Origin of the sequence: Pseudoalteromonas issachenkonii (genome assembly GCF_002310795.1) — a bacterium.
In the GTDB taxonomy this organism is placed as follows: Bacteria; Pseudomonadota; Gammaproteobacteria; order Enterobacterales; family Alteromonadaceae; genus Pseudoalteromonas; species Pseudoalteromonas tetraodonis.
The window spans coordinates 2,029,707-2,055,841 of sequence record NZ_CP011030.1 but is presented as its reverse complement, the minus strand read 5'-3'; the positions used below and the strand labels follow the sequence as shown (position 1 = coordinate 2,055,841).

Annotated in this window: 23 protein-coding genes; 14 read left to right on the top strand and 9 right to left on the bottom strand. The window is 39.6% G+C overall.

The genetic code is table 11. The annotated features are described in order from the left end of the window. Nucleotides 1-9 precede the first annotated feature (9 nt). On the bottom strand, nucleotides 10-543 hold the full coding sequence (locus PISS_RS09425) for a glycine cleavage system transcriptional repressor (protein ID WP_013465263.1): 534 nt from the start codon (nucleotides 541-543) through the stop codon (nucleotides 10-12). Nucleotides 544-898: 355 nt separating this feature from the next. On the opposite strand from PISS_RS09425, the gene bamC reads away from it, so the two are divergent. Then, nucleotides 899-1,957 (top strand): outer membrane protein assembly factor BamC, encoded by a 1,059-nt coding sequence (gene bamC, locus PISS_RS09415; RefSeq protein WP_058154888.1) that lies wholly within the window; start codon nucleotides 899-901, stop codon nucleotides 1,955-1,957. Between the two features lie 65 nt (nucleotides 1,958-2,022). Further along, nucleotides 2,023-3,411 carry a YjiH family protein gene (locus tag PISS_RS09410; protein ID WP_024601116.1) on the top strand — a complete coding sequence of 463 codons (1,389 nt, stop codon included), beginning with the start codon at nucleotides 2,023-2,025 and terminating at the stop codon, nucleotides 3,409-3,411. A gap of 34 nt (nucleotides 3,412-3,445) precedes the next feature. On the opposite strand, the gene PISS_RS09405 is transcribed toward PISS_RS09410, so the two are convergent. Both PISS_RS09405 and PISS_RS09400 read right to left on the bottom strand, forming a co-directional pair. Next, entirely contained in the window at nucleotides 3,446-3,595 is a 150-nt protein-coding gene (locus tag PISS_RS09405; protein WP_096040836.1) for a DUF2897 family protein, read from the bottom strand. An 85-nt stretch (nucleotides 3,596-3,680) separates the two neighbouring features. Further along, entirely contained in the window at nucleotides 3,681-4,217 is a 537-nt protein-coding gene (locus PISS_RS09400) for an acyloxyacyl hydrolase (RefSeq protein WP_058154885.1), read from the bottom strand. Nucleotides 4,218-4,463: 246 nt separating this feature from the next. Here PISS_RS09400 and PISS_RS09395 point away from each other — a divergent pair, with 246 nt between their 5' ends. Together PISS_RS09395 and PISS_RS09390 are read left to right on the top strand one after the other, a co-directional pair. Then, nucleotides 4,464-5,057, top strand: a complete 594-nt coding sequence (locus PISS_RS09395; protein ID WP_013465258.1) for an MlaC/ttg2D family ABC transporter substrate-binding protein — start codon at nucleotides 4,464-4,466, stop codon at nucleotides 5,055-5,057. A 210-nt stretch (nucleotides 5,058-5,267) separates the two neighbouring features. Continuing rightward, entirely contained in the window at nucleotides 5,268-6,605 is a 1,338-nt protein-coding gene (locus tag PISS_RS09390; protein ID WP_058154883.1) for an ankyrin repeat domain-containing protein, read from the top strand. Between the two features lie 63 nt (nucleotides 6,606-6,668). Here PISS_RS09390 and PISS_RS09385 read toward each other — a convergent pair whose 3' ends face one another. From PISS_RS09385 to PISS_RS09365, 5 genes are read right to left on the bottom strand one after another with little or no spacing between them, the layout of a single operon-like run. Beyond that, entirely contained in the window at nucleotides 6,669-7,121 is a 453-nt protein-coding gene (locus PISS_RS09385; protein WP_058154882.1) for a DUF2069 domain-containing protein, read from the bottom strand. Next, entirely contained in the window at nucleotides 7,118-7,672 is a 555-nt protein-coding gene (gene wrbA / locus PISS_RS09380) for an NAD(P)H:quinone oxidoreductase (RefSeq protein WP_013465255.1), read from the bottom strand. Before wrbA ends, PISS_RS09385 begins: the two co-directional genes overlap by 4 nt. After that, nucleotides 7,672-8,019 carry an arsenate reductase (glutaredoxin) gene (gene arsC, locus PISS_RS09375; protein ID WP_058154879.1) on the bottom strand — a complete coding sequence of 116 codons (348 nt, stop codon included), beginning with the start codon at nucleotides 8,017-8,019 and terminating at the stop codon, nucleotides 7,672-7,674. Before arsC ends, wrbA begins: the two co-directional genes overlap by 1 nt. A gap of 54 nt (nucleotides 8,020-8,073) precedes the next feature. Beyond that, on the bottom strand, nucleotides 8,074-9,531 hold the full coding sequence (bepA, locus tag PISS_RS09370; protein ID WP_058154878.1) for a beta-barrel assembly-enhancing protease: 1,458 nt from the start codon (nucleotides 9,529-9,531) through the stop codon (nucleotides 8,074-8,076). Next, nucleotides 9,531-10,193: a hypothetical protein gene (locus tag PISS_RS09365; RefSeq protein ID WP_058154876.1), complete on the bottom strand. Its 663-nt coding sequence runs from the start codon at nucleotides 10,191-10,193 to the stop codon at nucleotides 9,531-9,533. The genes bepA and PISS_RS09365 overlap by 1 nt, the downstream gene beginning before the upstream one ends. Before the next feature lie 143 nt (nucleotides 10,194-10,336). Between PISS_RS09365 and PISS_RS09360 the strand changes: the two genes are divergently transcribed. From PISS_RS09360 to PISS_RS09325, 8 genes are all read left to right on the top strand, one after another. Next, nucleotides 10,337-10,555, top strand: coding sequence for a hypothetical protein (locus tag PISS_RS09360; protein ID WP_033104406.1), 219 nt, complete (start codon nucleotides 10,337-10,339; stop codon nucleotides 10,553-10,555). Further along, nucleotides 10,548-11,624 carry an AI-2E family transporter gene (locus tag PISS_RS09355; RefSeq protein WP_016900418.1) on the top strand — a complete coding sequence of 359 codons (1,077 nt, stop codon included), beginning with the start codon at nucleotides 10,548-10,550 and terminating at the stop codon, nucleotides 11,622-11,624. Before PISS_RS09360 ends, PISS_RS09355 begins: the two co-directional genes overlap by 8 nt. A gap of 107 nt (nucleotides 11,625-11,731) precedes the next feature. After that, nucleotides 11,732-13,987, top strand: coding sequence for an aminotransferase class V-fold PLP-dependent enzyme (locus PISS_RS09350; protein ID WP_058154875.1), 2,256 nt, complete (start codon nucleotides 11,732-11,734; stop codon nucleotides 13,985-13,987). Between the two features lie 319 nt (nucleotides 13,988-14,306). Continuing rightward, a complete protein-coding gene (gene pgi, locus PISS_RS09345; RefSeq protein ID WP_028835030.1) occupies nucleotides 14,307-15,953 on the top strand; it encodes a glucose-6-phosphate isomerase in 1,647 nt (548 codons plus the stop codon). Between the two features lie 235 nt (nucleotides 15,954-16,188). Further along, entirely contained in the window at nucleotides 16,189-17,661 is a 1,473-nt protein-coding gene (gene zwf, locus PISS_RS09340) for a glucose-6-phosphate dehydrogenase (RefSeq protein WP_013465247.1), read from the top strand. A gap of 3 nt (nucleotides 17,662-17,664) precedes the next feature. Then, complete coding sequence (pgl, locus tag PISS_RS09335) at nucleotides 17,665-18,375, top strand: 6-phosphogluconolactonase (RefSeq protein ID WP_013465246.1); 711 nt, start codon at nucleotides 17,665-17,667, stop codon at nucleotides 18,373-18,375. A 579-nt stretch (nucleotides 18,376-18,954) separates the two neighbouring features. Beyond that, nucleotides 18,955-21,573, top strand: coding sequence for a TonB-dependent receptor (locus PISS_RS09330; RefSeq protein ID WP_058154873.1), 2,619 nt, complete (start codon nucleotides 18,955-18,957; stop codon nucleotides 21,571-21,573). 76 nt (nucleotides 21,574-21,649) lie between these two features. Continuing rightward, nucleotides 21,650-23,185, top strand: a complete 1,536-nt coding sequence (locus tag PISS_RS09325) for a tryptophan halogenase family protein (protein WP_058154872.1) — start codon at nucleotides 21,650-21,652, stop codon at nucleotides 23,183-23,185. A 2-nt stretch (nucleotides 23,186-23,187) separates the two neighbouring features. On the opposite strand, the gene PISS_RS09320 is transcribed toward PISS_RS09325, so the two are convergent. Continuing rightward, nucleotides 23,188-23,898, bottom strand: coding sequence for a DUF6445 family protein (locus PISS_RS09320; RefSeq protein WP_024601129.1), 711 nt, complete (start codon nucleotides 23,896-23,898; stop codon nucleotides 23,188-23,190). Nucleotides 23,899-24,203: 305 nt separating this feature from the next. On the opposite strand from PISS_RS09320, the gene PISS_RS09315 reads away from it, so the two are divergent. Next, nucleotides 24,204-24,908 carry a SapC family protein gene (locus tag PISS_RS09315; protein ID WP_013465241.1) on the top strand — a complete coding sequence of 235 codons (705 nt, stop codon included), beginning with the start codon at nucleotides 24,204-24,206 and terminating at the stop codon, nucleotides 24,906-24,908. A 124-nt stretch (nucleotides 24,909-25,032) separates the two neighbouring features. Then, entirely contained in the window at nucleotides 25,033-26,067 is a 1,035-nt protein-coding gene (locus PISS_RS09310; protein WP_013465240.1) for an isoaspartyl peptidase/L-asparaginase family protein, read from the top strand. Nucleotides 26,068-26,135 lie beyond the last annotated feature (68 nt).

Sequence of the window (26,135 nt, the reverse complement as noted above, 5' to 3'; positions counted from 1 at the left end):
CTAAACTCCTTAGCGAATACGTCGAAAGATGTAATCTACGTTTAAAACGTGCGAAAGGTTTTCAAAACTAATTTTAAATTGGTCAATATCAACGTCAACGGGAATATTAAATTCAAGTTCACAGCGCATTTTAAGCTCAGTTTCCTCTTCGTAGGTATCTGATTTTAATGAGCAAATATTAATATTATTATCTGCAAAAAAACGCGTTACTTTACTTAATGTGCCAGGGGTGTCTATGCCGGTATATTCTAAGGTATAGCCTGCACAAAATTCGCTTTGATTATGGCTTGAAGTACGCTTCATCATAGTGAGCAGTCCAAGCTCCATGCCTTTGGTCGGTAATGTATGCTCTATGCGGCTAATGGCTGACATATCACCGCTAAGTAGCATAATAAAGGTGAATTCGTTGCCTAAAATTGCAATACGGCTATCTATAATATTACAGTGGCAATCGCTTACGAGTTGAGTAAGTTCACTGACGATGCCCGATCTATCCTCGCCAATTGCGGTTAAAACAATTTGATGATTTGAAAATGCAGTCATGGGTTTTAAAGTACCTAAGTTACTTGGATGAAAACAACCGACTTGGCAACAAAAAAATAAACACGTAGCGTTGCACGGCGGCAAAGTTTAACACAAAACCCGCGTTAAACTATAGCAGCGGTTAATTTTAGGCGGTTAATAGTGCAGTGTTTCTTGTTTTTACAAGCTTGTGAAAGTACCATAGCAAAAATGTGTCTATTTGTAGCCTAGTCCGTTTGTTATCTCATAGGCTGAATGCAGTTAGGCAAGCAAATTATAAATGTAAAGTTAATATTGATTTTACACTGAACCAAATCGGCATTACCCACTCATATATTTGTTAAAACAATTAAGGGTATGCTAAGGAGAATTATCTGTGCAGTATTGGATCCCAAAAGCACTAGCAGTAAGTGTATTGGTAAGTTTGTCAGGGTGTAGTGTATTTACAAGTGATGCTCATAATGAGCGTAATTACCGCGCCCATGAGCCGGTTAAAGCGCCTGCATCGTTATCTCAACCCGCTCAAGATCCTGTTTATAAAATGGATGTGGGTCAATATGATAATAATCCGGAGGCAACAAACTATCGTCCGCCGGCGCAAGTTTTAACCATTGCTAAAGGCAGTTGGGTTGAGGAAGCAGATAAACAAGCGCGTATTTATTTTGATAAAAATGACGGCATTGAAGATTTAGATGTGTTTATTTGGGATTCGATTCAAGCGGTGCTTGCTGATAATAACATTAACGCAACACAGCAAGATAAAACGCAAGGAACACTCGTAACCGATTGGTACGCTATTGTAAAGCCTGAAGAAAGCTGGTTATGGGGCAATGATGAAAGCGTTGATTTAGAGCGTTTTAAATTTACCATTGAAGAAAAAGAACACCAACGCACAGCGTCTTTAACCGCTGAGCTTATTGATTTTAAAGGTGATAAGCCGCTAACTGATTTATTAAAACAACAGCTTGAAGTGCGTGCGCTTAACCAAGTAGTGAGCGAGTTTGATTACCGCTACCGTCAGCTTGAAGTTGATATGCGTAAGCGTCAAGGGATCATCTCGTTAGAACTCGGGTTTGATAACAAAGGCAATGCCGCACTTGTTACTGAGCAAACGTATGACACCGTATTCGATCGCTTTTCTGGATTTTTAGAGCGTTTGTCGTTCACAATTGTTGAAGTAAACCAAGAGACAGGTTTAATTACAGCAGATTATGCGAAAGTAGAAAGCAGTGTGTGGGATTCAATTTGGGGCGATGTACCAACAGAGCTTCCAATTGATGAAGGTCAATACCAAATTTTGGTTAGCAAAACCAAACAAGGTGGCACCAGTCTAACGTGGATGGATGACAAAGGCGAAACGCTTGAACCAGGTACAATGAATGGGTTACAACAAGCATTAGAAGCGGCGTTAATCAAGCGCGGTATTAAAATTTAATAAATATAAATACTTCCCACAAAAAGAGCACTTAGCTCTTTTTGTGGTTTTTACAGGTTGAAAATATGTCTCAGTTAGATTCATCACGCCCAGCACCGGTTCAAAAAAGTTATGATTTGAAAGTATGGTTGGTTTTTTTAATTCCTTCTTTAATCGGTGTTTTTTTGTTCATGACGCCAGTACCGTCTGGCGAAATAATGACAATTCCTATTGCGGTAATGGCAAAAGCAATTCAAGCCTTATTTAGTGAAATAGCACTAGGGCTAATAGCAACAATTATTTGTATTACTGGCGTTATGTCGTTGATATTTAGTGTGTTTAAACCGAAAAGCTTAACCAAATTTCGCTTATTAAATCATTTGTTTAATGTGAGTTGGATTTGGTTAGTAACACGGTTATTTGGTATGGCGTTTGTGCTTTTAACTTATTTTCAAGTTGGGCCGCATGCTATTACCTCAGAAAATACCGGTTTATTAGTATTAAAAGATTTACTACCGGTGTTGTTTTCGGTGTTTATTTTAGCGGGCTTGTTACTGCCGTTATTACTTAATTTTGGTTTACTTGAGCTGGTGGGTACCTTACTTACTAAAGTAATGCGTCCATTGTTTGGCGTACCAGGGCGCAGTGCAGTTAACTGTGTTGCTTCGTGGTTAGGTGATGGCAGTGTCGGTATTTTGATGACTGCACGCCAGTATGAAGATAAATACTACACTCAACGTGAAGCTGCGATTATTGGTACCACTTTCTCTGCTGTATCAATTACCTTTTGTTTGGTTGTTATTGGCCAAGTAAAGCTTGAATATTTATTTGCACCTTTTTACCTAACCGTGTGTTTAGCGGGTGTAGTGGCTGCGATAATTGTTCCGCGTTTACCGCCACTGCGTTTTAAAAAGGACGTGCTTATTGATGGTGAAGAGCCCGATGGAAACGCTGAATTGGTTCCTGAAGGCAAAACATTATTTAAGCATTCACTTGATGTTGCATTAACTAAAGCAGAAAAAGCACCAGGCTTAAAAGGCACAATTGAAGAGGGCTTACACAACGCATTTGATATGGTGTTTGCAGTATTACCTGTGGTAATGGCTGTGGGTACATTTGCTTTAATTATTGCTGAGTACACGCCAATATTTCAATATTTAGGTATGCCGTTTATTCCATTTTTAGAATTACTACAAATACCTGAAGCCGAAATGGCGGCGCAAACGATTATGGTGGGATTTGCAGATATGTTTATTCCGTCTATTTTAGCCGCAGGCTCAATTGAAAGCGATGTAACACGTTTTATTATTGCAGCAATGAGTGTAACGCAACTTATTTATATGTCTGAAGTGGGCGCACTTTTATTAGGTAGTAAAATACCGGTTAATATTTTTGAGTTATTTGTTATTTTTATTCTCAGAACTTTAGTAACCTTGCCAGTTATTGCCTTAATGGCACACTGGTTAGTTGGTTAGAACAATCATTTAAACGAAAAAAAGCCCTGATTATTCAGGGCTTTTTTGTTTCTTTGCTTTGCGCAGATGAGCTTGGTGCTGAAGGTTTAAACTCGCTTTTTGCACTTAAACGCAGCAGTACTAAATTGCCGATAACAATAGCCAGTACAATCACGATAACGAGTACGATTTGCCAAATTTGCATTGCGATGCTCTTATTTTTTATTAAGCGGTAATTATGACCACTTTAAATAAAAGCCGCAATCCTCTCTAGGACTGTAAATAAGCAATTAAAACCGTTGTGCCACCGATAACGTTAAAAAGTTAATGCCTGGGTTGGGCGCTTTAAATCCGGCGTTTGAATAGTGAATAATTCGCAGCGCTACATTGGTTTCACCAAAATCCGCCACTAGGCCTATCCTATCTTCAAACTGGTAGTGAGTACTTAGGTTTTTATCGGCAAAATAGCGCTCATCAAGTAATGAAAAACCAATACCTGCCTCTACATAAAAGGGGGTGTTGTACACACTAAATGCTGGAAATTGCACTACCGGTGACACAGCTAAGACTACGTTGGATTGCGATTGTTGATCATGGCGGTATTGCCACACGTTAACGCTGGTTTCTAAATAAAAACGAGCATCGCCGACAAAGTTTTGCATTCCTTGAGGGTGATATTGATACGCAAGCTTTGCCCCTGTTACATTGCCTTCTCCTTTTAATAAATCGACGGCATAACCATGGTTAGAGGATGCATAAGCGGCTTTGGTAGCCAATATAAACAGGGTAAAAACAAGAACTAAAAGTCTGTTGTATGAGGTTTTCATAACGGCCAACTTGGGTTTAAGTCAAAATAGTAAAGGGATAATAAGGGCGGTGAATTGGTGTTTTCAATGAGGACAAAAAGCCGCTTGTATATGGCTTGTTAACTGATTTATTTAACCAATTGAATTTATTTAATTAATTCAATTGGTGCCAATTAGGCATTAATAAGTTGCTTATTTATGCCTTTTTTATTGCCTGTTATTTGCGTAAATTACGCTTAAATTAATTATTTAAACTATGCATTTTTTATGAAACTTATAAAGCTTTTAGTGGTTATTGCTGTTTTTTTCAGTAGCGCTTTGTATGCACAAACGCAGCCATCACCTAAGCAGTTATTGCAAACTGTAGCAGAATCATTATTTAACGATATTGGACAGGTAAATGCGAAAGGCGATGCCAGCAAAGAAGCCATGTCGTTAATTGTTCAGCAGCGTTTAATGCCACATATTGATGTTAAGTTTGTGTCGTTTAAATTATTAGGTAAGCATATTAAAGGTATTAACCGCGACCAAGGTGTTGCGTTTATTAATGCTGTAGAGCATTACTTAACAGGAACATATGCCGGTGCGCTTATGAAGTACACAGGGCAGGATGTAATATTTGAGCAAGACGCTGCTGCAAGCGACTCTAAATTTGCTACGGTTAAAACGCAAATTATTGAACCGAATAAGCCAACCATTGATTTGCATTTTAAATTGCGTTTAGGTAATAACAATCAGTGGAAGGTATACGATATTGTTGCAGAGGGAATTTCGTTACTCAGTGCTAAGCAAAAAGAGATCATTCAACGTATTTCTGATGTGGGATTAGACCAAGTCACAGCAGAACTTCAGCAAAGCTAGTACTTTTGCAATTAACAGCTCCAACCTTAAAAGCAGCTAATGGCAGATGTCGTTAGCTGCTTTTGTATTTTGGCCTATATTGCATGAGTTTACGCTAGCTTGGCTACCTAGCTGTGGTAGAATATTGGCTTCTTTGATTAAGCGTGGTGTCAGCTAAATACTGTTATAACTGACTACTCACCCGAGCTACACTGGAGTTGTGTTGTTTTAATGGAAAATGTACTAATTTGGCCAAAGGAATACCCGTTACTGGTCAAAGGGCTGGTTGAACAAAACGGTGCCTTCATTTTAGATGCTTTAGAAGCTTGGCCCGCCTGTCGCTCTACTGAAGAAGATAATGGTGTATGCACCACTGTTTTACCCCCAATTTATTATTTAACCTGGTTAACCCCCTTAGAGCCATTTGAAGAGTGTTATTTTCAGCATATTTCTGAATATGATGAAAACGCACAAGAGTATATTGCTGCACTGAAAGAGCATTATTTTGCCAATGATTACAGCATAGAAAATATTGTGCTAATGCTGTGTCAGCGACTTGAAAAGTATGCAAGTGTGTCGGCGCAAAATAACATTGAAACGCCACTTTCTTTAATTAGCTTATTTTTTAGTAAACGCTTTTTTACTCTGATAGAGCATGCGCTAGAGCAAGGTGCAAAGCTCTCAGCTGAAGATACCTTATCTATTTGGAAAGAGGTCGATTTTAGAGAGCGTTTAAGTGCGCATATTCCCCAGTCGATTGCTGATATTGATCACTTAGCAGAGCTGACCAGCGAAAAAGTGGCTGCTGGCAAAGATTACTTTACTTTGTTAACTCAGGTGTCTCCTGATGTTGACTCTATTGTGTTGTTAGAAAATGCCTTACTTGCGCATTTAAACAAGAAAAAAGCTAAGCAAACCATGGCAATGCGCTTTATTGAGCAAGGCGCCACGGGCACCTTAACCGATGAAGATAATAAAACAGCATTTATGTGGGCGGCAGAAAAAGGCTACGTAAATGTAGTAGAAACACTCCTGCAGTACCAAGATAAAAAAGCGGTAGACGGCCAAGGTAATACGGCGCTGCATTACGCGGTGATAAGTAAAAACGAATCGTTAATGATTTTACTGCTCAAAGCAGGGTATGACTTTAGAGCGCGAAATAACGAGGGGTTAAGTTGTTACCGATTAGCGGTTAGTATAAAAGCCAGCAACTTAGTTAAGTGCCTTGAGCGTGACTTTGGTATTAAAGAGTTATCGCCAGAGGGGCAGCTAGAGCGAATTAAAAAGGTGCATGTGTTACATGCGGTTGTCGCTTTATTATTACCGCTACAGTTATTTTTCTTTTTTGATGAAAACATCACTATAAAAAGTGAGCTTACTCTTTTTATGACTATGACGGCGGTGGTGTGTTTTTTCTTTGCAACGAACTTAAAGCGTTGCTCATTGTATCCGCATGTAAAACACCCATGGGGATTGTTTTTAATAAGAATGATGTCGGTTTTTAGTCTTGTTGCACAACTAGGTTTAGCCTGTATTGTGGGGCTGGCAGCTTTAAGCGAGTTAGTTTAAAAGTTAATGTTTTGCTACAAAAAAACGCGCTAATTAGCGCGTTTTTGCATTGTTGGGTATTTATTACGGATTGTTTTTATCGTGCTCGTGTGCGGCTTTTTCTTCAGCGAGCTCATCTTTAAGCTTGCGAATTTTAAGCCCAAGTTCTTGCCCTCTATGGCGCGCATAATAAGTACAGCCAATAAACATAGATGAGGCAAATAATAACTCAAGCAATACCCATTTAAGCTCATCTTGTGCGACCCACAGCAATGTAAAGCCATGAATAAAGTAAAACATAACAATAAAATTAGCCCACGCATAGGTGTAGGTTTTATCTTGTAATATGCCTTTTAATGGCAGTAATAGTGGCAATACATACACTAAGAAAAGAAAGGTGTTACTGTGGCCGTCTCTAGGGGCTAATACAAACATCCATAACGGCATTAAAATAAGCAGACCAATATAACCAAATAAGGCTAGGCGCTGAAATTTAATGGTAATCGGTTTTTTAGCAGGCTCGTTTGCTTGAATCATTTAAGTTTACTCGCAACTTGAGTCAGGCGTTTTCCTACGCTTTGACATATTTTAATTTCATCCTTACTTAGGGTTGAGCTGTTATTGCTACCTGCAACATGAGAGGCGCCATAAGGTGTTCCTCCTGTTTCGGTGCCGAGCAACTCAGGTACATCGTAAGGTACGCCCATCAACATCATCCCATGGTGTAACAAAGGCAATGATAAATTGAGTAAGGTTGCTTCATTGCCACCATGCATACTGCTTGATGATGAAAACACACAGGCAGGTTTATCAATAAGTTGGCCTTTGAGCCAAAGATCGCTGGTGGTTTCCCAAAACGTTTTTGCTTGTGAGGCCATCATGCCAAAGCGGGTCGGCGTACCAAATGCAAGCCCGTCGCAGGCAACTAAATCATCTTTACTGATCACAATGTCATGCGGGTTTTTGGCCACAAAAGTACGCAGTAATGCGGTTGCGCCTTGTTGCTCTATTGACTCTGCAATCTCATGCGCCATAGCCTCTACTGAGCCATGGCTTGAGTGATACAGCACCACGATGGTTGTGCTCATTATAGAACGCTTAATACGTTTTCAGGCGGGCGACCTAGGGCGGCTTTATTGTTATTTACTACAATAGGGCGCTCAATTAGTTTTGGGTGATTGACCATGGCATCAATAAGCACTGACTCGCTATTTTCATCTTTTAAATTAAGCGTTTTGTACTGCTCTTCTTTGGTGCGCATCAAATCTCGTGCCGAATTAAACCCCAGTTGAGAAACTAAGGTACTAATTTGCTCATGAGAAAGGGGTGTTTTTAAGTATTCAACAACACTCGGTTCAATGTTTTTACTTTGTAATAGGTTAAGGGTTTCGCGTGATTTTGAACAACGCGGATTATGATAAATAGTAACTGACATAAAAATACATCCAAAGTATAAATTGTGGCTATTTTAGGTGAACTCACTAAAGACTTAAAGCCTCGCAAGCTCTTTTTGCAATAACCGATACTGTGTGAGTAACGCTTTTAAGCGCTGTTGCTTAACATTTTCACTTGGCTCTACAAAATTAAGCGCTTTTTGTATTTCATCGGCCGCTTTTAAATACGCACCATACTGAGATAATACATCGGCATTGGCTTCATGGTAGGCCGCCAATTTTTCTTGTTTTTTGTAGGCGTTAGTTAAAAGCTGTTTGCCTAAACTGTGATCGGGTTTTTCCAGTAAAAACGACTTTAATATATTTTCAGCTAACTCATATTGCTCAGCCTCTAGTGCCGCGTTGGCGTAATTTAAGGTGATCACTTGGTTATTTGGCCGATAATTATTTAGCTCGCTTAAGTAACTAACAGCCTCTGCGGCTTTTTTTTGTGCAATGAGTAAATCTGTTTTGGTATCAATATAAAATAAGTTTTTAGGATCGTCTGCTAGTAACTTATCAAGTATAGGCTGTGCTTCATCCGTCTTTTTTTGATCAAGCAAACTAATAGCTAAGCCGTACTGTAATGCTACGTTGTTATAGGTGTTTTCGCGCATTAACTTTCTAAATAAGGCTTCTGCGTTTTCGGGTTTGTTATCGTAACGCGCCAGGACTCGGCTTTTTGCTAAGTCAAAATCAAGGCTCGAGCTTACCTGGCGTTTAGGGTATTGCTCGGCGCGAAGGCGAACATCTGACACACGACTTTCAGGAAGAGGGTGAGTGAGTAAAAACGCCGGTGGTTTATATTTATAACGAATTTGTGCGGCAAGTTTAGTTAAAAATTCACTTGATGCTCTGGCATCAAACCCTGCGTTGTTGAGGGTTTGCATGCCCATTCTGTCTGCTTCTTGCTCGGCAGAACGGCTATGTGTCAGCTGACTGAAAGCTGATTGTGTTTGGCTGGCTGAAATAATAGCCATACCGGCATCAGGGGCTACAACCGCGGCTAAAATACCAGCAATCATGCCTGCAATGGTAAGCCCGCTATTATCTTGTTGCTGCTGAATGCGCCTTGCTAAGTGGCGCTGTGTGACGTGTGCAATTTCATGGCCAAGAACCGATGCAAATTGACTCTCGTTATCGGCTTGGGCTATTAATCCGGTGTGTACACCAACATGGCCGCCATAAAATGCAAATGCATTGATTTCGGGATTATTTAACCAAAAGAATGAAAACCCAAAACGCACATCATTGGCGTTAGCAACTAACTTTCTACCTAAGGTTGTTAGGTATTCATCAAGCACCGGATCGTTAATCAAAGGCGATGAGCCTCTGATCTGCATCATCATCACTTCACCAATCGCTTTTTCTTTTTCAATTGGCAATGCTTGTAAGGCTGAAGTGCCTAAGTCGGGCAGTTGAAGATTGGTTTGTGCCTTTAACGGCTCACTTATCAGTAGGCTAAACGTAAGCGCTGCACTGCATAAAGTGATAAAGGCTGATTTTAGCTGCATTATATTCCTTGTTTATTTTTATCAGGGGCACTAGCACTTGAAGGATCATCTGTGTATAAACGGCTGTCCTTTTCACATAGTTGATAAAACGCCTTTATTGTGACCCCATCAACCTTAACAATGTTCAATTGAGTTTGTAAAAAAGCAATAATTTTATGAACCACTTTGTGAGAATGTAATATAAGCGCTTTATCTGCCTCATCACCTTGGTCTAAGTAAAAGCCAATAAATTTATGTAATTGATTAATGCGAATAACGGTTTTCATAGTCAATGGATCCCATAACCTAAACTCCATCGATTCATCATGTCGTGCGTACCTATCGATGGCGGTATCATTAGAAAAAGGGAAGGCTTGTAATTCAAAACCACGCTCGGTAAACACTTGATGCAGTGAAATTCGTGGCTTGTTATTGCTTTCTTTTTCATAAAGTTCGTTGGGGTCTATTCCCAGCGCTTCTAAATTCCAATTGCGTTTGTCGATAATACGCTTAATGGCATTATCAAATCCGTGATCTAAAATACTTTCACATTCACTCACCGATGAAGCCACTAAATGATAAAAATGCGGCAGCTCCCCCCAATTAATTTGCTTTTTAAACCAATTAATTTCTTTGAGAGTTGGATTGCTAGGCAATTGCGCTTTATTATGCGAATTAGGCATTAACGTATCCTGATAGCTAACGATGTTATAAGGATAAACCATTGCAGAGGTTGTTTTAAGAAAAAGTTAAATTTAACTGCGGTTAATCTCAATTGGCCCTGTTATAGGACTTATTATTAATGTGAATAGGTAGCGAAACGAGTATGCTAGAGCTAAATTTACGCACTTATAAATGCCCACAGCAATTTATTCAGTTTAAATTAGGGCTGCGTGATGCAATATCGTTAAAACAAGCAATTACCTTTAATATCTCACAAGAACAAAACACTGATGATATTGAACGATATTTGCAAAAAAAAGCGTATTATTACAAGTTAAATAAACAACAGGGGTTGTTATTAGTGGAGCCGTTACGTGTTTGAATATGTAAAAGCATGGTATGAAAAAAAGTTTTCTGATCCTGATTCAGTCACTTTACTTTTTTTATTGTTGGCACTGGTTGCCATGTTGTATTTTTTTGGCCCATTAATTGTGCCTGTGTTAGTGGCACTGATCATAGCTTATTTATTAGATTGGCCTGTGGTTCACTTAGAACGGTTTGGCCTTAAGCGTTTTACTGCCACCAGCATAGTAATGCTGATATTTATTGGCATTATGCTCACTTTAATATTGGTTATAGGCCCTGTGCTTTGGCAGCAAAGCAGTAACTTAGTCCAAGAAACACCGCATATGGTTGAACAAGGTAAATCGTTTTTACTCGATCTGCCTGATAAATACCCCAGCCTTATTAGCGCAGAGCAAGTACAATCGATTGTAGTAACCGTTGAAACCAAAGTTCTCGACTTTGGCCAAGTGGTATTATCTGCGTCGCTTAATTCATTAAAAGACGCTGTAGCATGGTTAATTTACCTTATTTTGGTACCGCTACTGGTGTTTTTTATGCTCAAAGATAAAGTAGAGCTCAGTGCCAGCATTGCTAAAATGATCCCACGCCAACGCCGCTTAATTTTACAAGTGTGGCATGAAATGAATCAGCAAATAATGAATTATATTCGTGGCAAAGTATTTGAAATTTTAATTGTTGGTTCTGTGTCGTTTATTGCTTTTACCATACTGGACTTACGGTACGCCGCGCTTTTAGGCGTTCTCGTAGGCTTTTCGGTGCTTATTCCATTTGTGGGCGCAGCGTTAGTAACTATACCAGTGGCCGCAGTAGCGCTGTTTCAGTTTGGTTTAGAAACTCAATTTTGGACCGTTTTAATTATATACGGCATTATTCAAGCGCTCGATGGCAACGTATTGGTGCCTTTATTGTTCTCTGAAGCGGTTGATTTAAATCCGGTATTTATTATTGTTGCGGTGCTATTTTTTGGTGGCCTATGGGGTTTTTGGGGAGTGTTTTTTGCCATTCCATTAGCATCATTAGTCAAAGCACTTATTAATGCCTGGTCATCCAAACACGAAGAACTCGCGCAAGAGCTCGGTAACTAAAAGGTATAGTAAACGCACTTTAATTACGAAAGATTATTATTCATTCCTGTCAAAACTATGTACTATTGGGAATAAGATATATTTTTTAGTAATAAGGTGCGTTTTTAATGTCAGAGTTTTTATTGCCAGATGAACCCAAAGCTCAAGTTTATCTCGATGCAAATGCGACCACACCTGTATTGCCATGTATTGCAGAGGTGGTGTGCCATGCTATGCAAATTTGTTTTGGTAATCCCTCAAGTCCTCATATAACCGGCATTCAAGCCAAGCACTTATTAGAACAAACTAGGCAAAAAGCCCGTACCGTCATTGGCGCGCAGCAAGGTGATATTTTATTCACCTCCGGTGCCACTGAGGGGATTCAAACCGCCATCGTATCGACGCTCATTAATGCAAAACACCATACAAAGCCAAACCCCGTTTTATTGTATGGGGCAACCGAACATAAAGCGGTGCCTAATACGCTAAAGCATTGGAATACAGTGCTTGAGATTAACGCTGACATTATTGCTATTCCGGTTAATCGTGATGGTATTTTAGATTTAGACTTTATTGCTCAGCATATTGATAACGCTTTGATGATTTGCACGATGGCCGTTAATAATGAAACCGGTGTTTACCAAGATCTAAGCGCCATAGAAAAGGTGATTCGTAGTCGTAATAGCCAAGTCACTTGGATGGTTGATTGTGTACAAGCGCTTGGCAAACAACAGCTCAACCTAAGTGAAACAACGATTGATTATGCGCCTTTTTCAGGGCATAAACTTTATGCACCTAAAGGCATAGGTTTATTGTATATTCGTCAAGGCAGCCCATACACGCCCTTTATAGCCGGTGGCGGCCAAGAAAGTGGCATGCGCTCTGGTACAGAAAACCTGCCTGGTATAGCTGGGCTCAATAAGCTGTTTAGTTTGCTGCTAGATAAACAAGACGAGACTTTTAAATCAATAGATGTACTTAACTTGTACCGGGATAAACTGCATAGCGCCTTAGTTGATACTTTTGGAAGTATTACCTTTAATCATGACTTTGCCTGCTCTGTGCCCACAACGCTTAATTTTGCGGTTAACGATTTAACTAGTAAAGAAGTTATTGATTTGTTTGACGCTGCAGGTATTAGGGTCAGCGGTGGCTCTGCATGCAGCACGGGAGCTACGCAGAGCTTTGTGCTTGATGCGATGGGAGCCTCACAGTGGCAAAGTGAAAACGCTATTCGTTTGTCATTTGGCCCTGCTGCTACGATGGCGCAAATAGATGATGCATGTGAACAAATTAGAGCGCTTAAAACGGTATTACAAGCTAACTGTTTAGTGATTTCTGATAGCAGTTTTCCTTTGCAAGAAGTATGTGCTTTAGGGCTTACCCAATTTAGACACCAAGGTGCATGTAGTTGGTTGTATGTAACAGATGATCAACATGCATTTATTATCGATCCGATTATTGAACTGATCCCTCGCTTTGAAAAAATAGTAACTACGCAAAATTTAACTATTACCGCTATTTTAAATACGCATGAGCATCAAGAACGTTACTGCGCACTTGATTTAATGCGCAGCGCACTTAAAGAAAACCTAGTCGCTGGAGAGGTTGATAAATTAGGCTGGCCAACGAATAGCGACACATTGCAATTAACTACTAACGTTCTCGAAAAGCTAGCCACACCAGGGCATAGCCAAGATAGCGTGAGTTATTTATTAAAAGCGAATAATGGAGATGTTCAGTACTGTTTTTGTGGTGATTTAATTTTACCTGCGGGGCTTGGAAATACCGCGCTTGATGGCGGGGATGCAATGCAAATGGCGCATTCCTTGACGAGGTTAGCAGCAGAGCTTAATCCGCAAAGTGTGCTGTGTTCAGGGCATGATTACCAACAGTGCTTTGCAATGAACTGGGCTGTTCAACAGCAGCAAACGCCATTATTACAAACCTTAATTAAAGGTGATATTGATGACGCTGAATTTGCCGCACAAAAACAGCAAGCAGATTTACAACAGCACACACAAGCCAATACGCTCTGTGGTTATGTTAATGCTAAGCCTGCTGTAGAAACTTCGCAATTAAGTTTTAACCAAGCAAAAGAAATACTGGTAAAGGGCAATGCGTATTTAATTGATACCCGAGAACCTTATGAACACGGCGCTAATAATTTAAGCGTATTGCTAAACGTACCCATAGCTAAAACCTTAAATATTCCTTTAAGTCGAATGGCTCATGCACTTACGCAAGGCCAATTGGACAAAAACAACCAGTATATTTTGGTGTGTCGCAGTGGTAACCGTTCAAAAATTGCGGCAGCAAATTTGACTGAGCTTGGTTACAGCAGTGTTTATAACTTATCAGGTGGTTTAGCGTTAACCGGTTAATTGTTTTTTTAGAGGAAAGGCCGACATTTGTCGGCCTTTTTTTTGCTCACTTTAATTTGGATCAGTTAGAAATTAATAAAATCTTCATTAAAGAGAGGGGCTGATCAGTTGTTAAATTCAATTTTTAATTTTATGATACCGGTGTCAAAAGCAAAAAATTGCGCTATTATCTGCATCAAAGCTTATAAAAATAACGCAAATTAGACTTTTTAAGCTATAATATTGAGCTTTGCTTTTTACAAAATTCGGTTGTCTTGCGTCGTAAGAAATTAAATAAAGCGCTTTAAATCAATAGATTAATAAATTAGGGGATGTTTACATGGCGAGCCGTTCTGAGTTAGTAAGTTGGCAAGCACTAGAAAATAGTGCACAAAAGATGGCACAAACACATCTGAAAACTTTATTTGCACAAGACGATTCTCGTTTTTCTCAATTTTCTACTCACATTCCCGGTGTATTGTTTGATTATTCAAAACAACGTATTGATGAGAAAGTTTTCGCTCAATTAATCTCATTAGCTAAAGAGTGTGATATTGAAGCGTGGCGTGAAAAAATGTTTGCCGGTGAGAAAATAAATATCACCGAAGACCGTGCCGTATTGCATACCGCACTTAGAAATCGCGCCCATACACCGCTTATTGTTGATGGTGAAAATATTACTGAGGCGGTCGATAGCGAACTTGCTAAAATTAAAACCTTTGTTGAAAAAGTACGCAGCGGGCAGTGGTTAGGTTACACCGGTAAAGCGGTGAAAGATGTAGTGAGTATTGGAGTAGGGGGGTCAAACCTAGGCCCTCAAACGGCGACTGAAGCACTTAAAGCAGTGGTTGATAAGCCGTTAAACGTTCATTATGTTTCTAATGCTGATGGCGTACAAATTGCGTCAGTATTGAATAAAGTTGACCCTGAAACAACGTTATTTGTTATTTCGTCAAAAACCTTTACTACCTCAGAAACCATGACCAACTCAAAAACAGCGGTTGATTGGTTTTTAAATAGCGCCAAAGATAAAAGCGCCATAGCAAAGCATTTTGTGGCAGTAAGCACCAATTTAGAAAAAACCGCGGCATTTGGTATTAGTGACGAAAACGTATTTACCATGTGGGATTGGGTTGGGGGTCGTTTTTCACTTTGGAGTGCCATTGGTTTACCTATTGCACTTTATGCCGGCTTTGAAGCATTTGAAGCTATTTTAGAAGGGGCGTTTGAAGTTGACGAGCACTTTAAGTCGGCACCGCTTGAGCAGAATATTCCTTTAATTATGGCGTTGTTGAGTGTATGGAATACCAGCTTTTTAGGATTTGATTCGCAAGCTATTTTACCTTACGACCAAGCATTGCATATGTTGCCTGCATATTTACAACAGGGTGAAATGGAAAGTAACGGTAAACACGTCACTTTTGACGGGCAAACCGTACCTTACACTACCGTGCCTATTATTTGGGGCATGACGGGAATAAATGGCCAGCATGCGTTTTATCAATGTTTGCACCAAGGCAATGTAATTGTCCCTGCGGACTTTATTGGCTCTGTAAAACCACAGGTTAACGTTGATAAGCATCACAATATTTTATTATCGAACTTTTTTGCACAAACCGAAGCATTAATGAACGGGGTAGATGCGCAGCAGATAACCGCTGATTTAGCAGCCAAAGGCAAAACGCCTGCGCAAATTGAAATGCTACTAAAGCATAAAATTCATCAAGGAAACCGCCCAACAACGTCTATATTATTAGACACGGTTGATGCAAAAGCGGTGGGTCGTTTAATTGCACTGTATGAACATAAGATTTTTTGCCACGGTATTCTTTTACAAATATGTTCGTTTGATCAGTGGGGCGTTGAGCTTGGTAAAGGTTTAGCCTCTAAAATTGAAGCTGAATTAACCGACGATAACGTGGTTAATGAGCACGACAGCTCAACACAGGGCTTGATGGCGTACTACAAACAACACCGTACGCAGTAACACATTCACTTATTACACAATAAGTAACCAAATACCTTTGAACGGGTAGCGCTGGAGTCCTAGGGCCTGTATTTTTGTGAGAGGAATTACAGTGTCCCTAGACCCATTTTTTATGGCGCATATAACGAACAACATTAGTAGGCTTTGTGCTAAGGCCTGCATTATCCAGATAATAAACCGCTATAACTGATTACCAATACGGTAGTGGCAGGTAGCATAAACGTAGAGAGTAACTATGCTTAATCCTTTTGATATTATAATTTTTGGGGGCGGTGGTGATCTTGCGTTACGCAAATTACTTCCTGCAATGTATCGAGCATATCAAGAAGGTAACTTACCGCAAGGCTCACGTATTTTGCCTACCGTGCGCGAACAAAGTAAATGTGATGAATACATTGATACCGCACACAAAGCATTACAAGAATTTTTAAGCGAAGGCGAGTATAACGCTAAGGATTGGAAATCGTTCTCAGCGTTTTTAGTGCCTGTAGTGAGTAATGTTACCGAAGCGGATGATAACTGGGATGTACTGAAAAAAATTCTTGATGAAGACGACAGCGATAAATCTCGTGTGTTTTACTTATCTCTTCCGCCAGCTGTGTATGGCACTTGTTGTGAAATTCTATCCACTAAAAAATTAATAACAGCCAATTCACGTGTTGTTGTAGAAAAACCAATTGGCTATTGTGGCGAGTCTGCAGAAGTTATTAATGCGAAAATTGCACAGTACTTCGACGAAGATCAAATCTTCCGTATTGACCACTACCTAGGTAAAGAAACCGTTCAAAACTTAATGGCATTGCGTTTTTCAAATTCATTATTTGAAAACATGTGGGATGCTAAATCGATTGATAACATCCAAATTAGCTTATCAGAAACGGTAGGGCTTGAGAGCCGCGCTGGTTTTTATGATAAAGCCGGTGCCTTGCGTGACATGGTGCAAAACCACTTGTTACAGCTACTTTGCTTAGTCGCAATGGAGTCACCGCATAAACTTAAAGCCAATAGTATTCGCAATGAAAAGTTAAAAGTATTAGAAGCATTACGCCCATTAGAGGGCAGCGATGTTGATGACAATATTATTCGTGGGCAATACGTACCGGGTGATTTAAACGGTAAAATAGTCCCAGGTTACTTAGAAGAGCTAAACGAAGGGGCAAGTAAAACTGAAACCTTCGTGGCTATTCGTGCGCACATTGATAATTGGCGTTGGGCAGGTGTGCCTTTTTACCTGCGTACCGGTAAACGTATGGCAAAGCGCTGCGCTGAAATTGTGGTTGAATATAAAAAAGTATCTCATAACGTGTATGAGGACAGCGTAGGTAATATCGAGCCAAACCGTTTGGTGATCCGTTTACAACCACAAGAAAGTATTCAATTAACGCTGATGTCGAAGCGTTTAGATAATTTAGACATGCAACTTGAACCTGTAACGATGAACATTGAGCTGTCGCAAGCATATAGTAATGGCTTTCACTCAGATGCTTACAAACGTTTAATGCTTGATGCTGCAGCGAATAATCCATCATTATTTATTCATCGTGACGAAGTACGCCAAGCATGGAAGTGGATTGATCCAATAATTGAACGTTGGCAAGAAAAAGGTAAACCTGCACTTTATAGAGCCGGTAGTTGGGGCCCTGAAGATGCAGATGAATTATTAGCAGAGAATAATCATGTTTGGTTTAATACTGGCGATAAGGCATAAGTGATGGCAACAATAGTAGAAAAGTTTTTTGACGATAAAGCTGCGCTGACTGATGAATTATCTCAGTCGTTAGAGCATGCTTTACGTGATGGTATTGAACGTGATGGCCGTGCAGTATTAATGGTTTCAGGCGGTTCATCGCCAGAACCGGCTTATAAACATTTATCGACCCTTGATTTAAATTGGGCAAACATTGATGTTGCTATGGTTGATGAGCGCTGGGTTGAGGCAAGTCATGAAAAGAGTAATGAAGCATTCATCAAGCGTACTTTGTTACAAAACCATGGTGCAGCGGCTAATTTTATTAGCATGAAAAATACGGCAGCCACTGCAGAGCAAGGGGTTGATGCCTGTGAAGCGCAGTTTCAAGCATTAAAACGTCCTTTTGATGTGACTATTTTAGGCATGGGCCCAGATGGCCACACCGCGTCATTATTCCCACATGCACAAGGCCTGAAAAACGGCCTAGATTCAAGCCAACTTGTGTGCGCTATCAACGCGATACAAAGTGACGTAACAGGCAGTATTACTGAGCGCATGAGCTTAACGTTAAATGCGATTGCACAATCTAAAGTGGTTAAATTGTTAATTAGTGGCGATGAAAAGCTGGCTGTTTATAAACAAGCTTTAGCGGGGGGCGATGTGAATGACATGCCGTTACGTGCGGTATTAAATCACCCTGAGATCAACATTGAAGTGTATTGGGCGCCCTAATTTTAATATAAATTAGATGTGCGCTAAACCTCTTTGTATTGATGGTTTAATGAAAGGTCAGTCGCTTTTGCTACTGACCTTTTTTATTGCTGATCTGTTTTACTCTTTGCTGAATTAAAAAAAGCCGCGCAGAGATAAAGATGAAATGCTGAGTATTGCCTCCACAATTAGCAGTATAAAATAGGCTTTTACACCGGTTGTAAATACTGAATAAATTTTACTTATAGCCAAAAAATCAAATGGTTAAATTTATTAAACACTAACTCACAAGCATGTTTTACGGTTTGAAAATTCCTACTCACCACGTTGTTTTAAACAAAATCAATTTAAAAATGCTTCAAGTACATGCTGGAAATGTGAACGAATTAAACAAATTTAATTCGGCTTTTTCATGCAATAATTAATTTCTTTAAAATCATTTGCTTAATGTTGAATTAGCTATTTTTCATACAAAAAGAGCGGAAAAATGTAGCAAAATTGTAATTTTGCATGTATGGTTTGTTACTACTATGACAGCGCTGTCATGGCGGTAGGCAAAATGATAAACAAAAACCAACAAAATGATTCAAGGGGAATCCTGTGTTAGCTAAAAATTTTAAAAAAAGCTTATTAGCAGTAAATATCGGCTTAGTAATGGGAGCCGGGTTCACTGGTGCTGCATTCGCAGCCGATGAAACTAAAGTTCAAGAAGATGTTGAAGTAATCCAAGTTACGGGTATTCGCGCTTCAAATAAAGAAAACTTAAACGGCAAGCGTTTTTCAAATGCCGTTGTTGATGTTGTAACAGCTGAAGACGTTGGTAAGTTTCCTGATGGCGATGTAGGTGAATCTCTTGGTCGTATTTCTGGTGTCAGTGTATCTCGTCAATTTGGACAGGGTCAGCAAGTATCTATCCGTGGTGCATCAGCACAATTAACACGCACATTACTTGACGGTCATACTGTTGCCTCAACTAGCTGGTTCGATCAACAAGCGGTCGATCGTAGCTTTAATTATTCATTACTACCTTCTGAATTAGTGGGTGGCTTAGAAGTTTATAAATCATCTCAAGCTAACCTAGTTGAAGGTGGTATCGGCGGTACTGTAATTGTTAAAACTCGTAAACCGCTAGATTTAGATGCAAACACTGTATTTGCTAGTGTTAAAGCTGATTACGGTACAGTATCTGAAGAGACAGATCCTGAGCTTTCAGGCTTGTACAGCTGGAAAAATGATAGTGAAACATTTGGTATCTTAGCTGCGGGTTCATTATCAGAAGTAGATTATCAACGTAACGGTATTGAATCGTCAGGTGGTTGGAGTGGCGGTATGGCACCCACAACCTTCCAGCAAGCTCGTGAGCGAACTGCGTATAACGTAGCTATGCAATATCAGCCATCAGACTCGCTAGTTTTAGGTCTAACTTATACAAGTTTAGAGCTAGATGCTAACAATGCTAACTCGCAAATCATTATATTCCCAGGTGATGGTTCATGTGAACAAACGAACGCCTCAGGTAACTGTGTTTCGCGTAATATCGACGGCAATGGCACGGCTTTTTTCCAAACATGGGCGCGTAAAGCAAGCATGAAGTCTGATACTATTGACTTAGATTGGAAATATGACTCAGAGTTATTCACCTTTAAAGGTCGTGTAGGTAAAACAAGCGCAGACAGTGATGTAACAACGGCAAACTATGGTATGTTTGCAAATAACAATAGCGACTTAAATGGGTCTATTGATATGACTGGCGACGTGACTAGATTTAATTTAGCTAATCAATCATACGATGCTAGCATTTTACCTGATACCATCAGCCCACAAACTTGGGCGCCTGAATACAACCCTGATTCAGATGAAGAAAGTTACTTAAATTTAGACTTTGAAATTCCTGTTGAGCTTGGTGTTATTACCGCAATTAAAACGGGCTTAAGATATGCCGATCACAAAGTTGTACAAGATGGTAATGCAGCCAATGTGAATGCCGATTTAGTACCTGTACGTAATGCTAATGAATACTACCCAGGTACCGTGACTGCCGGTGGTGGTTTTGTAATACCTGAACCTGATATGGATCTAATGATTGCTGATTCATTAGCAATGACAGAAGGTTATACAGCACGTCCACAAGCATACGGCACCATAGAAGAAGAAAATTTTGCTTTATATGCGATGGCTGATTTTGACACCGGTGGTATTCGCGGTAATTTAGGTGTTCGTTACATATCAACTGATATTTCGTCAGATTACTATGATTTAAGTGATGAAGGTGTTTACGACTCGACGTTATCTACAGACAAAGCTGATTACAGTGAGTTCTTACCAAGCTTAAACGTGGTTATGGACTTAGCTGACGACTTAATCTTACGTACCTCAGCAGCACAAGTTATCTCTCGCCCTAATTACGCAGATTTATTTGCAACGCGTAATCTAGCGGGTTATACAGATAACCGTCCTTTAAATGAAGTGTTAAATACGGGTAATGTAGGTTTAAGCCCATTTAAAGCGTTCCAGGCAGACATTGGTGTTGAATGGTATTTTGATGACGATGCTATGTTAAGCGTCACTTACTTCACTAAAGAAGTAAGCTCATTTATTTCTACCCAACAACAAACAAACCAACAAATTGGTATCGACATCCCAGTTTATACGACTAACCCAGATGCCGGCGAGCCACCGTGTGGTGCTCAGCAATATGACTGTTGGACAGTAAGCTCATCAACAAATGGTACGGGTGGTTCAATCGAAGGTATTGAGTTCCAAATTCAAGATTCATTCGATAACGGCTTTGGTTATTCATTTAACTACACCTATTCAGATGCGAAAGCACCAGCAGAGAATTACCCAGACCGTGTTGGGGTATTCTCTGATTCATCTAAAAACAGCTATAACGTAGTTGGTTTTTATGAAAATGATGATTTCTCTGCCCGTTTAGCATATAACTGGCGTTCAGAGTTTATTATTCGTGAAGCACCAGGTTGGTACGGTAACCGCGAACATCAAGACTACGGACAGCTAGATTTCAGTGCAACATACTCTGTAACTGATTACTTAGATGTTACTTTCGAAGGGATTAACCTAACAGAGGAAGACAGCGTTCAGTTGGGTAACAATGATGCATCTACCTCATTACCAAACCCTGATTTACTGAATGACTTCCCAGTGTGGAGTTTTGAAGGTGAAGCACGTTACAAGCTTGGTGTAACAATGCGTTTTTAATACGCTAAATGAGTAAAAATAACCTAGGCCCAGCATTGCTGGGCTTTTTTACGAGGTTAAACTTTATTGGTGATTTATGGATATAAAAAAAGTTGCAATTGTAGGTGGTGGAACAGCCGGTTGGTTAGCTGCAAACCACATTGGCAAAGAGATGCTCAATCGTAAAGGTATATCTGTTACTTTAATAGAGTCCCCAGATATACCGCCAATTGGTGTCGGTGAAGGCACAGTCCCCGATATTAGGAATACCCTAAAAAGCTTTGGTATTCGTGAAGATGAATTTATTAGGCAATGTGATGCAACGTTCAAGCAGTCAATAAAGTTTATTAACTGGATGGATAAGAAAAAACATGGCGAAGGCAACTTTTTTCATCATTTATTTGATGTGCCAAGCCCTTATGATGCCAAGCATTTAACTTCTTATTGGTTAAATAACAAAGAGAAAAGTCAAAGTTATGCGCAGGGCTTATCTTCTCAGCATGTTATTTGTGAGGCAGGCTTAGCACCTAAAAATATCACTAATGCTCAATATGAAGGGGAGTTGGCTTACGCGTATCATTTTAATGCAGGCAAGTTTGCGCAACTACTTGCTTGTAATGCAAAAGAAAAATTTTCTGTAGAGCATATACACACCCATGTTACACAGGTAAAGCTTGGCGATGACGGCGCTATTGCTGCACTTATTACAGATAACAATGAAGAGCTTGAGTTTGACTTTTATATTGACTGCTCAGGCTTTGAATCTTTACTTATGAGTAAAGCGTTAAAGGTTCCTTTTGTTGATGTATCTGAGAGTTTATTAATTAACAGCGCATTAGTGGTGCAAGTACCAACCAAAGCCGATGATGCTATTCCTCCTTATACACTTGCCACCGCTCATCAAGCTGGCTGGATTTGGGATATTGCGCTCACCAATAGGCGTGGAGTCGGTTTTGTTTATTCAGATAACCATATGACGGATGAACAGGCACATGAAAAACTTGACCGTTATTTAGGTGACAGTAAGCAAGATCTTACCTACAGAAAAATACCAATGCGGGTCGGTTACCGGAAAAAGTTTTGGCATAAAAATTGTATTGCCCTTGGCTTAGCGCAAGGCTTTTTAGAACCATTAGAGGCAACGTCAATATTATTAACTGACTTTTCAGCTAAATTTTTAACGTTGCGCTTCCCATCATCAACAACGCAGCTAGAGCAATTAGAAGAGCGTTTTAATCATGCTATGGGGTATGCATGGGAGCGGGTGATTGATTTTATTAAACTTCACTACTGTATATCAGACCGCACTGATTCAGCTTTTTGGATAGCAAATAAAAACCAAGACACTATTTCCACGTCATTAAAAGAAAAACTTAATTTGTGGAAAGAGTTTACCCCAGTCAGAGATGATTTTTTTAGTCAGTTTGAAGTGTTTTATCTAGAGAACTTCTTATTTGTACTTTATGGAATGAATTACAATACTAAGGCGTCTAACAGCCCCGATAAAGAACAGGCACACTGTTTAGCGCGTTTAAAACAAAGAGCTGAGATTGATCACTATTTAATAAATAAGCTTCCTGATCACAGAGCGCTTTTAAATAAAATTAAACAGTATGGGCTTCAGTCAATCTAACCTTATCTTACACTTGCAAAAGAGGCTATCGACAGACGGCCTTTTTTAGCATCGGCTAAGCAGCTTTGCTCAGAGTAAATATTTGCACTGTGTAATAAGTTACCTTGGTAAATAACAAGGCGATTAAATTTAGCATCTATTTTAAATACCTGCTCAAATAAGCTAGTGGTACCCGCTAAATAGCCTTGATGTTCATCAGGGTTATTTTTAACATCGTTAACTATATCTGCCAATAGTGGTTTGTGTTGCTCTTTAAATTCAATAATGTTTTGCGGTATGTATTTATAAATACTGGTGCCACCGAGTTCCTCACCAGATAAATAATGCACAAACGCATAGTCTCTTTCATCACATGAATCGATATGGGGCACTTTTTGATCGACAATTAAATTAGCCGGTTTACATGAAACTAATGAAAGCAAACTTTTATGAAGAATAGACTCGTGGTAGTTTTTGTTTTCTATTTTAGGCAGTATTTCATTTTGAAAAAATGCGTGCAGCAACCTCAAGTACGGTTGTGGCATATTATCGCGGATCCCCGGATAAAAGGAATTATCTGAAAACATAGGATTAAAGTAAGCTATGTTATGGGCAAAATTCATTACACTACTTGTATCTAAAAGAAAATCATCAACAACGTAAGCGTATACCTGTGTGCCAGGGATCATCAACTTTTCAATTTTTAACTGTGGATTTATGGTTAAATTTTTCATTTTTAAGGTCTAATTTTTGATGAGAATATTTAAGTGTAAACATCTTACCTCGCTGTAAAATTAATATATCACCTCTGACAACGCTGTCAAAGCTATCAGCGAGTGTATTTAATGGCTAATAGACCAGTGAACGTTGGCAAAAGTAACGTTTTTTATATATTTGTCTAAATAATCAGCGATAATGTTTTTGTTAATTAATAACGTACAAAATGACACAAAATTTTCACTTCCTTTTTGTCACCAAAACCATTAGCCTTAGGCCACTAATAGTAATAAATCAAATTAATAAATAACGGAGCAGTAACATGGCGGAGCAACAAGTACAGCCTTTACACAACGAAAAACATGCCAACACTAAAATTAAAAATGGCATCAATATCGAATTTATGAAAACTCAACACTTAGTGCCAGTTGTAGCACACGAGTTTGCGCGTATCGCCAATGAGTTTCCAATGTCTTTTGTTAAAAATAACGAAACAGGTACTTTTCAAGCGGTTGCTATGTTTGGCCTAGAGCCTGGCGAAAACTTATTTGTTGATGGCGACAAATGGACAGCAGCATTTGCACCTATGGCAACAACGCGTTACCCATTAGGTTTAGTAAAGCACCCTGAGCAAGATCAATTTGGTATTGTAATTGACGAAGCGAGCTCATTAGTTGGTGAAGAAGAGGGTAATGCATTATTCGAAAACGGTGAAGAAACTGATTACCTTAAGCGTCGTAAAGAAGCGTTAGTATCGTTCATTGAGTTTTCACAAGTCACTGATGCGTTTACTAAATTCCTTGCTGATAAAGAATTACTAGTAGCACAAACGCTAACGGTTGATATTAAAGGCGAGAAAAAAGACATCAACGGTATTTACCTTATCGATGAGAAAAAACTAAATGAGCTAAGCGATGCAGACTTTCTAGAGCTTCGTAAACGCGGTTATTTAGCACCTATCTATTCTTTCTTAACGTCTACTCACCAAGTAGCACGTTTAGCACGTTTAAAAGCGCAACAAGCGTAATTTTTAAACAGAATTCAAAAAGCGCCTCAGGGCGCTTTTTTTATGCCATTAAACTCAGTTCACTTGAAAAACCCCACGTAACCATTCACATTAGTTTTAATCTTAACTAACAAAAGAACGCACAATGAAAAAATCACTATTACTAGGACTGCTTTGCGGTAGTTTAATGAGTGTGAGCTCATCTGCATTGAGTGCGAGCACGCCGTTTGCCATTGCGATTCATGGCGGGGCAGGCACAATCGAAAAAAGTAAATTTACACCTGCTCAAGAGCAAGCTTACCGCGATAAATTAGCTCAAGCTGTTGAGACTGGGTATAAGGTACTTGAACAAGGCGGAGAAAGCCTTGATGCAGTCACAGCAGCCATTGAAGTGTTAGAGCAATCGCCTTATTTTAACGCCGGACGCGGCGCGGTATACACCTATGATGGTAGCCATGAGTTAGATGCCTCTATTATGGATGGTCGTAACCGCCAAGCTGGAGCGGTTTCGGGCATTAAGCATATAGAAAGTCCAATTAAACTTGCCCGTTTAGTGATGGAAAAATCAGTGCATGTGATGTTAAGTGGCCAAGGTGCAGAAGAGTTTGCTAAAGAGCAAGGAGTTAGCTTAGTAGAGAATAATATATTTGATACAAAGCATCGCTATGAAGCTTTATTAAAAGCAAAGGAAAAACTAGAGGCGAGCAAAAGCACCAATAAAGATTATCAAGCAGCGCACAAGGCGTTACCCGCTAATTATAAAATGGGGACTGTGGGTGCGGTTGCACTGGATAAACAAGGTAATTTAGCCGCGGGTACGTCAACTGGCGGAATGACCGCAAAACGTTTTGGCCGTATTGGTGATGCACCAGTTATTGGCGCGGGTACCTTTGCAGAAAACGCCTCGTGTGCAGTATCGGCAACCGGCCATGGCGAATATTTTATTCGTTATAATGTGGCAAGCGATATTTGCGCACGAGTAAAATATCAAGGTAAAACCATTGCTCAAGCCGGGGATGAAGTAATAAATGGGGTGCTTAAACCGATTGGCGGCACAGGTGGTGTTATTATTGTTGATACAAAAGGCAATATTAGCCTGCCGTTTAACACCACAGGCATGTACCGTGCGAGTAAATCGAATACGCAAGCGACTTATGTAGGTATTTTTAGCGACGAATAAGCGTTTTTCTTTAGTGGCTGGAGGTTTATATAATAATCCGCTGATTGTTATGTCCTTTACAGGATTAA

What these genes read in the sequence shown, in the direction of transcription:
- PISS_RS09425 (WP_013465263.1), bottom strand. Translation starts at nt 543, where the DNA reads ATGACTGCATTTTCAAATCATCAAATTGTTTTAACCGCAATTGGCGAG.
- PISS_RS09410 (WP_024601116.1), top strand. Translation starts at nt 2,023, where the DNA reads ATGTCTCAGTTAGATTCATCACGCCCAGCACCGGTTCAAAAAAGTTAT.
- PISS_RS09405 (WP_096040836.1), bottom strand. Translation starts at nt 3,595, where the DNA reads ATGCAAATTTGGCAAATCGTACTCGTTATCGTGATTGTACTGGCTATT.
- PISS_RS09400 (WP_058154885.1), bottom strand. Translation starts at nt 4,217, where the DNA reads ATGAAAACCTCATACAACAGACTTTTAGTTCTTGTTTTTACCCTGTTT.
- PISS_RS09395 (WP_013465258.1), top strand. Translation starts at nt 4,464, where the DNA reads ATGAAACTTATAAAGCTTTTAGTGGTTATTGCTGTTTTTTTCAGTAGC.
- PISS_RS09390 (WP_058154883.1), top strand. Translation starts at nt 5,268, where the DNA reads ATGGAAAATGTACTAATTTGGCCAAAGGAATACCCGTTACTGGTCAAA.
- PISS_RS09385 (WP_058154882.1), bottom strand. Translation starts at nt 7,121, where the DNA reads ATGATTCAAGCAAACGAGCCTGCTAAAAAACCGATTACCATTAAATTT.
- wrbA (WP_013465255.1), bottom strand. Translation starts at nt 7,672, where the DNA reads ATGAGCACAACCATCGTGGTGCTGTATCACTCAAGCCATGGCTCAGTA.
- arsC (WP_058154879.1), bottom strand. Translation starts at nt 8,019, where the DNA reads ATGTCAGTTACTATTTATCATAATCCGCGTTGTTCAAAATCACGCGAA.
- bepA (WP_058154878.1), bottom strand. Translation starts at nt 9,531, where the DNA reads ATGCAGCTAAAATCAGCCTTTATCACTTTATGCAGTGCAGCGCTTACG.
- PISS_RS09365 (WP_058154876.1), bottom strand. Translation starts at nt 10,193, where the DNA reads ATGCCTAATTCGCATAATAAAGCGCAATTGCCTAGCAATCCAACTCTC.
- PISS_RS09360 (WP_033104406.1), top strand. Translation starts at nt 10,337, where the DNA reads ATGCTAGAGCTAAATTTACGCACTTATAAATGCCCACAGCAATTTATT.
- PISS_RS09350 (WP_058154875.1), top strand. Translation starts at nt 11,732, where the DNA reads ATGTCAGAGTTTTTATTGCCAGATGAACCCAAAGCTCAAGTTTATCTC.
- pgi (WP_028835030.1), top strand. Translation starts at nt 14,307, where the DNA reads ATGGCGAGCCGTTCTGAGTTAGTAAGTTGGCAAGCACTAGAAAATAGT.
- zwf (WP_013465247.1), top strand. Translation starts at nt 16,189, where the DNA reads ATGCTTAATCCTTTTGATATTATAATTTTTGGGGGCGGTGGTGATCTT.
- pgl (WP_013465246.1), top strand. Translation starts at nt 17,665, where the DNA reads ATGGCAACAATAGTAGAAAAGTTTTTTGACGATAAAGCTGCGCTGACT.
- PISS_RS09325 (WP_058154872.1), top strand. Translation starts at nt 21,650, where the DNA reads ATGGATATAAAAAAAGTTGCAATTGTAGGTGGTGGAACAGCCGGTTGG.
- PISS_RS09320 (WP_024601129.1), bottom strand. Translation starts at nt 23,898, where the DNA reads ATGAAAAATTTAACCATAAATCCACAGTTAAAAATTGAAAAGTTGATG.
- PISS_RS09315 (WP_013465241.1), top strand. Translation starts at nt 24,204, where the DNA reads ATGGCGGAGCAACAAGTACAGCCTTTACACAACGAAAAACATGCCAAC.
- PISS_RS09310 (WP_013465240.1), top strand. Translation starts at nt 25,033, where the DNA reads ATGAAAAAATCACTATTACTAGGACTGCTTTGCGGTAGTTTAATGAGT.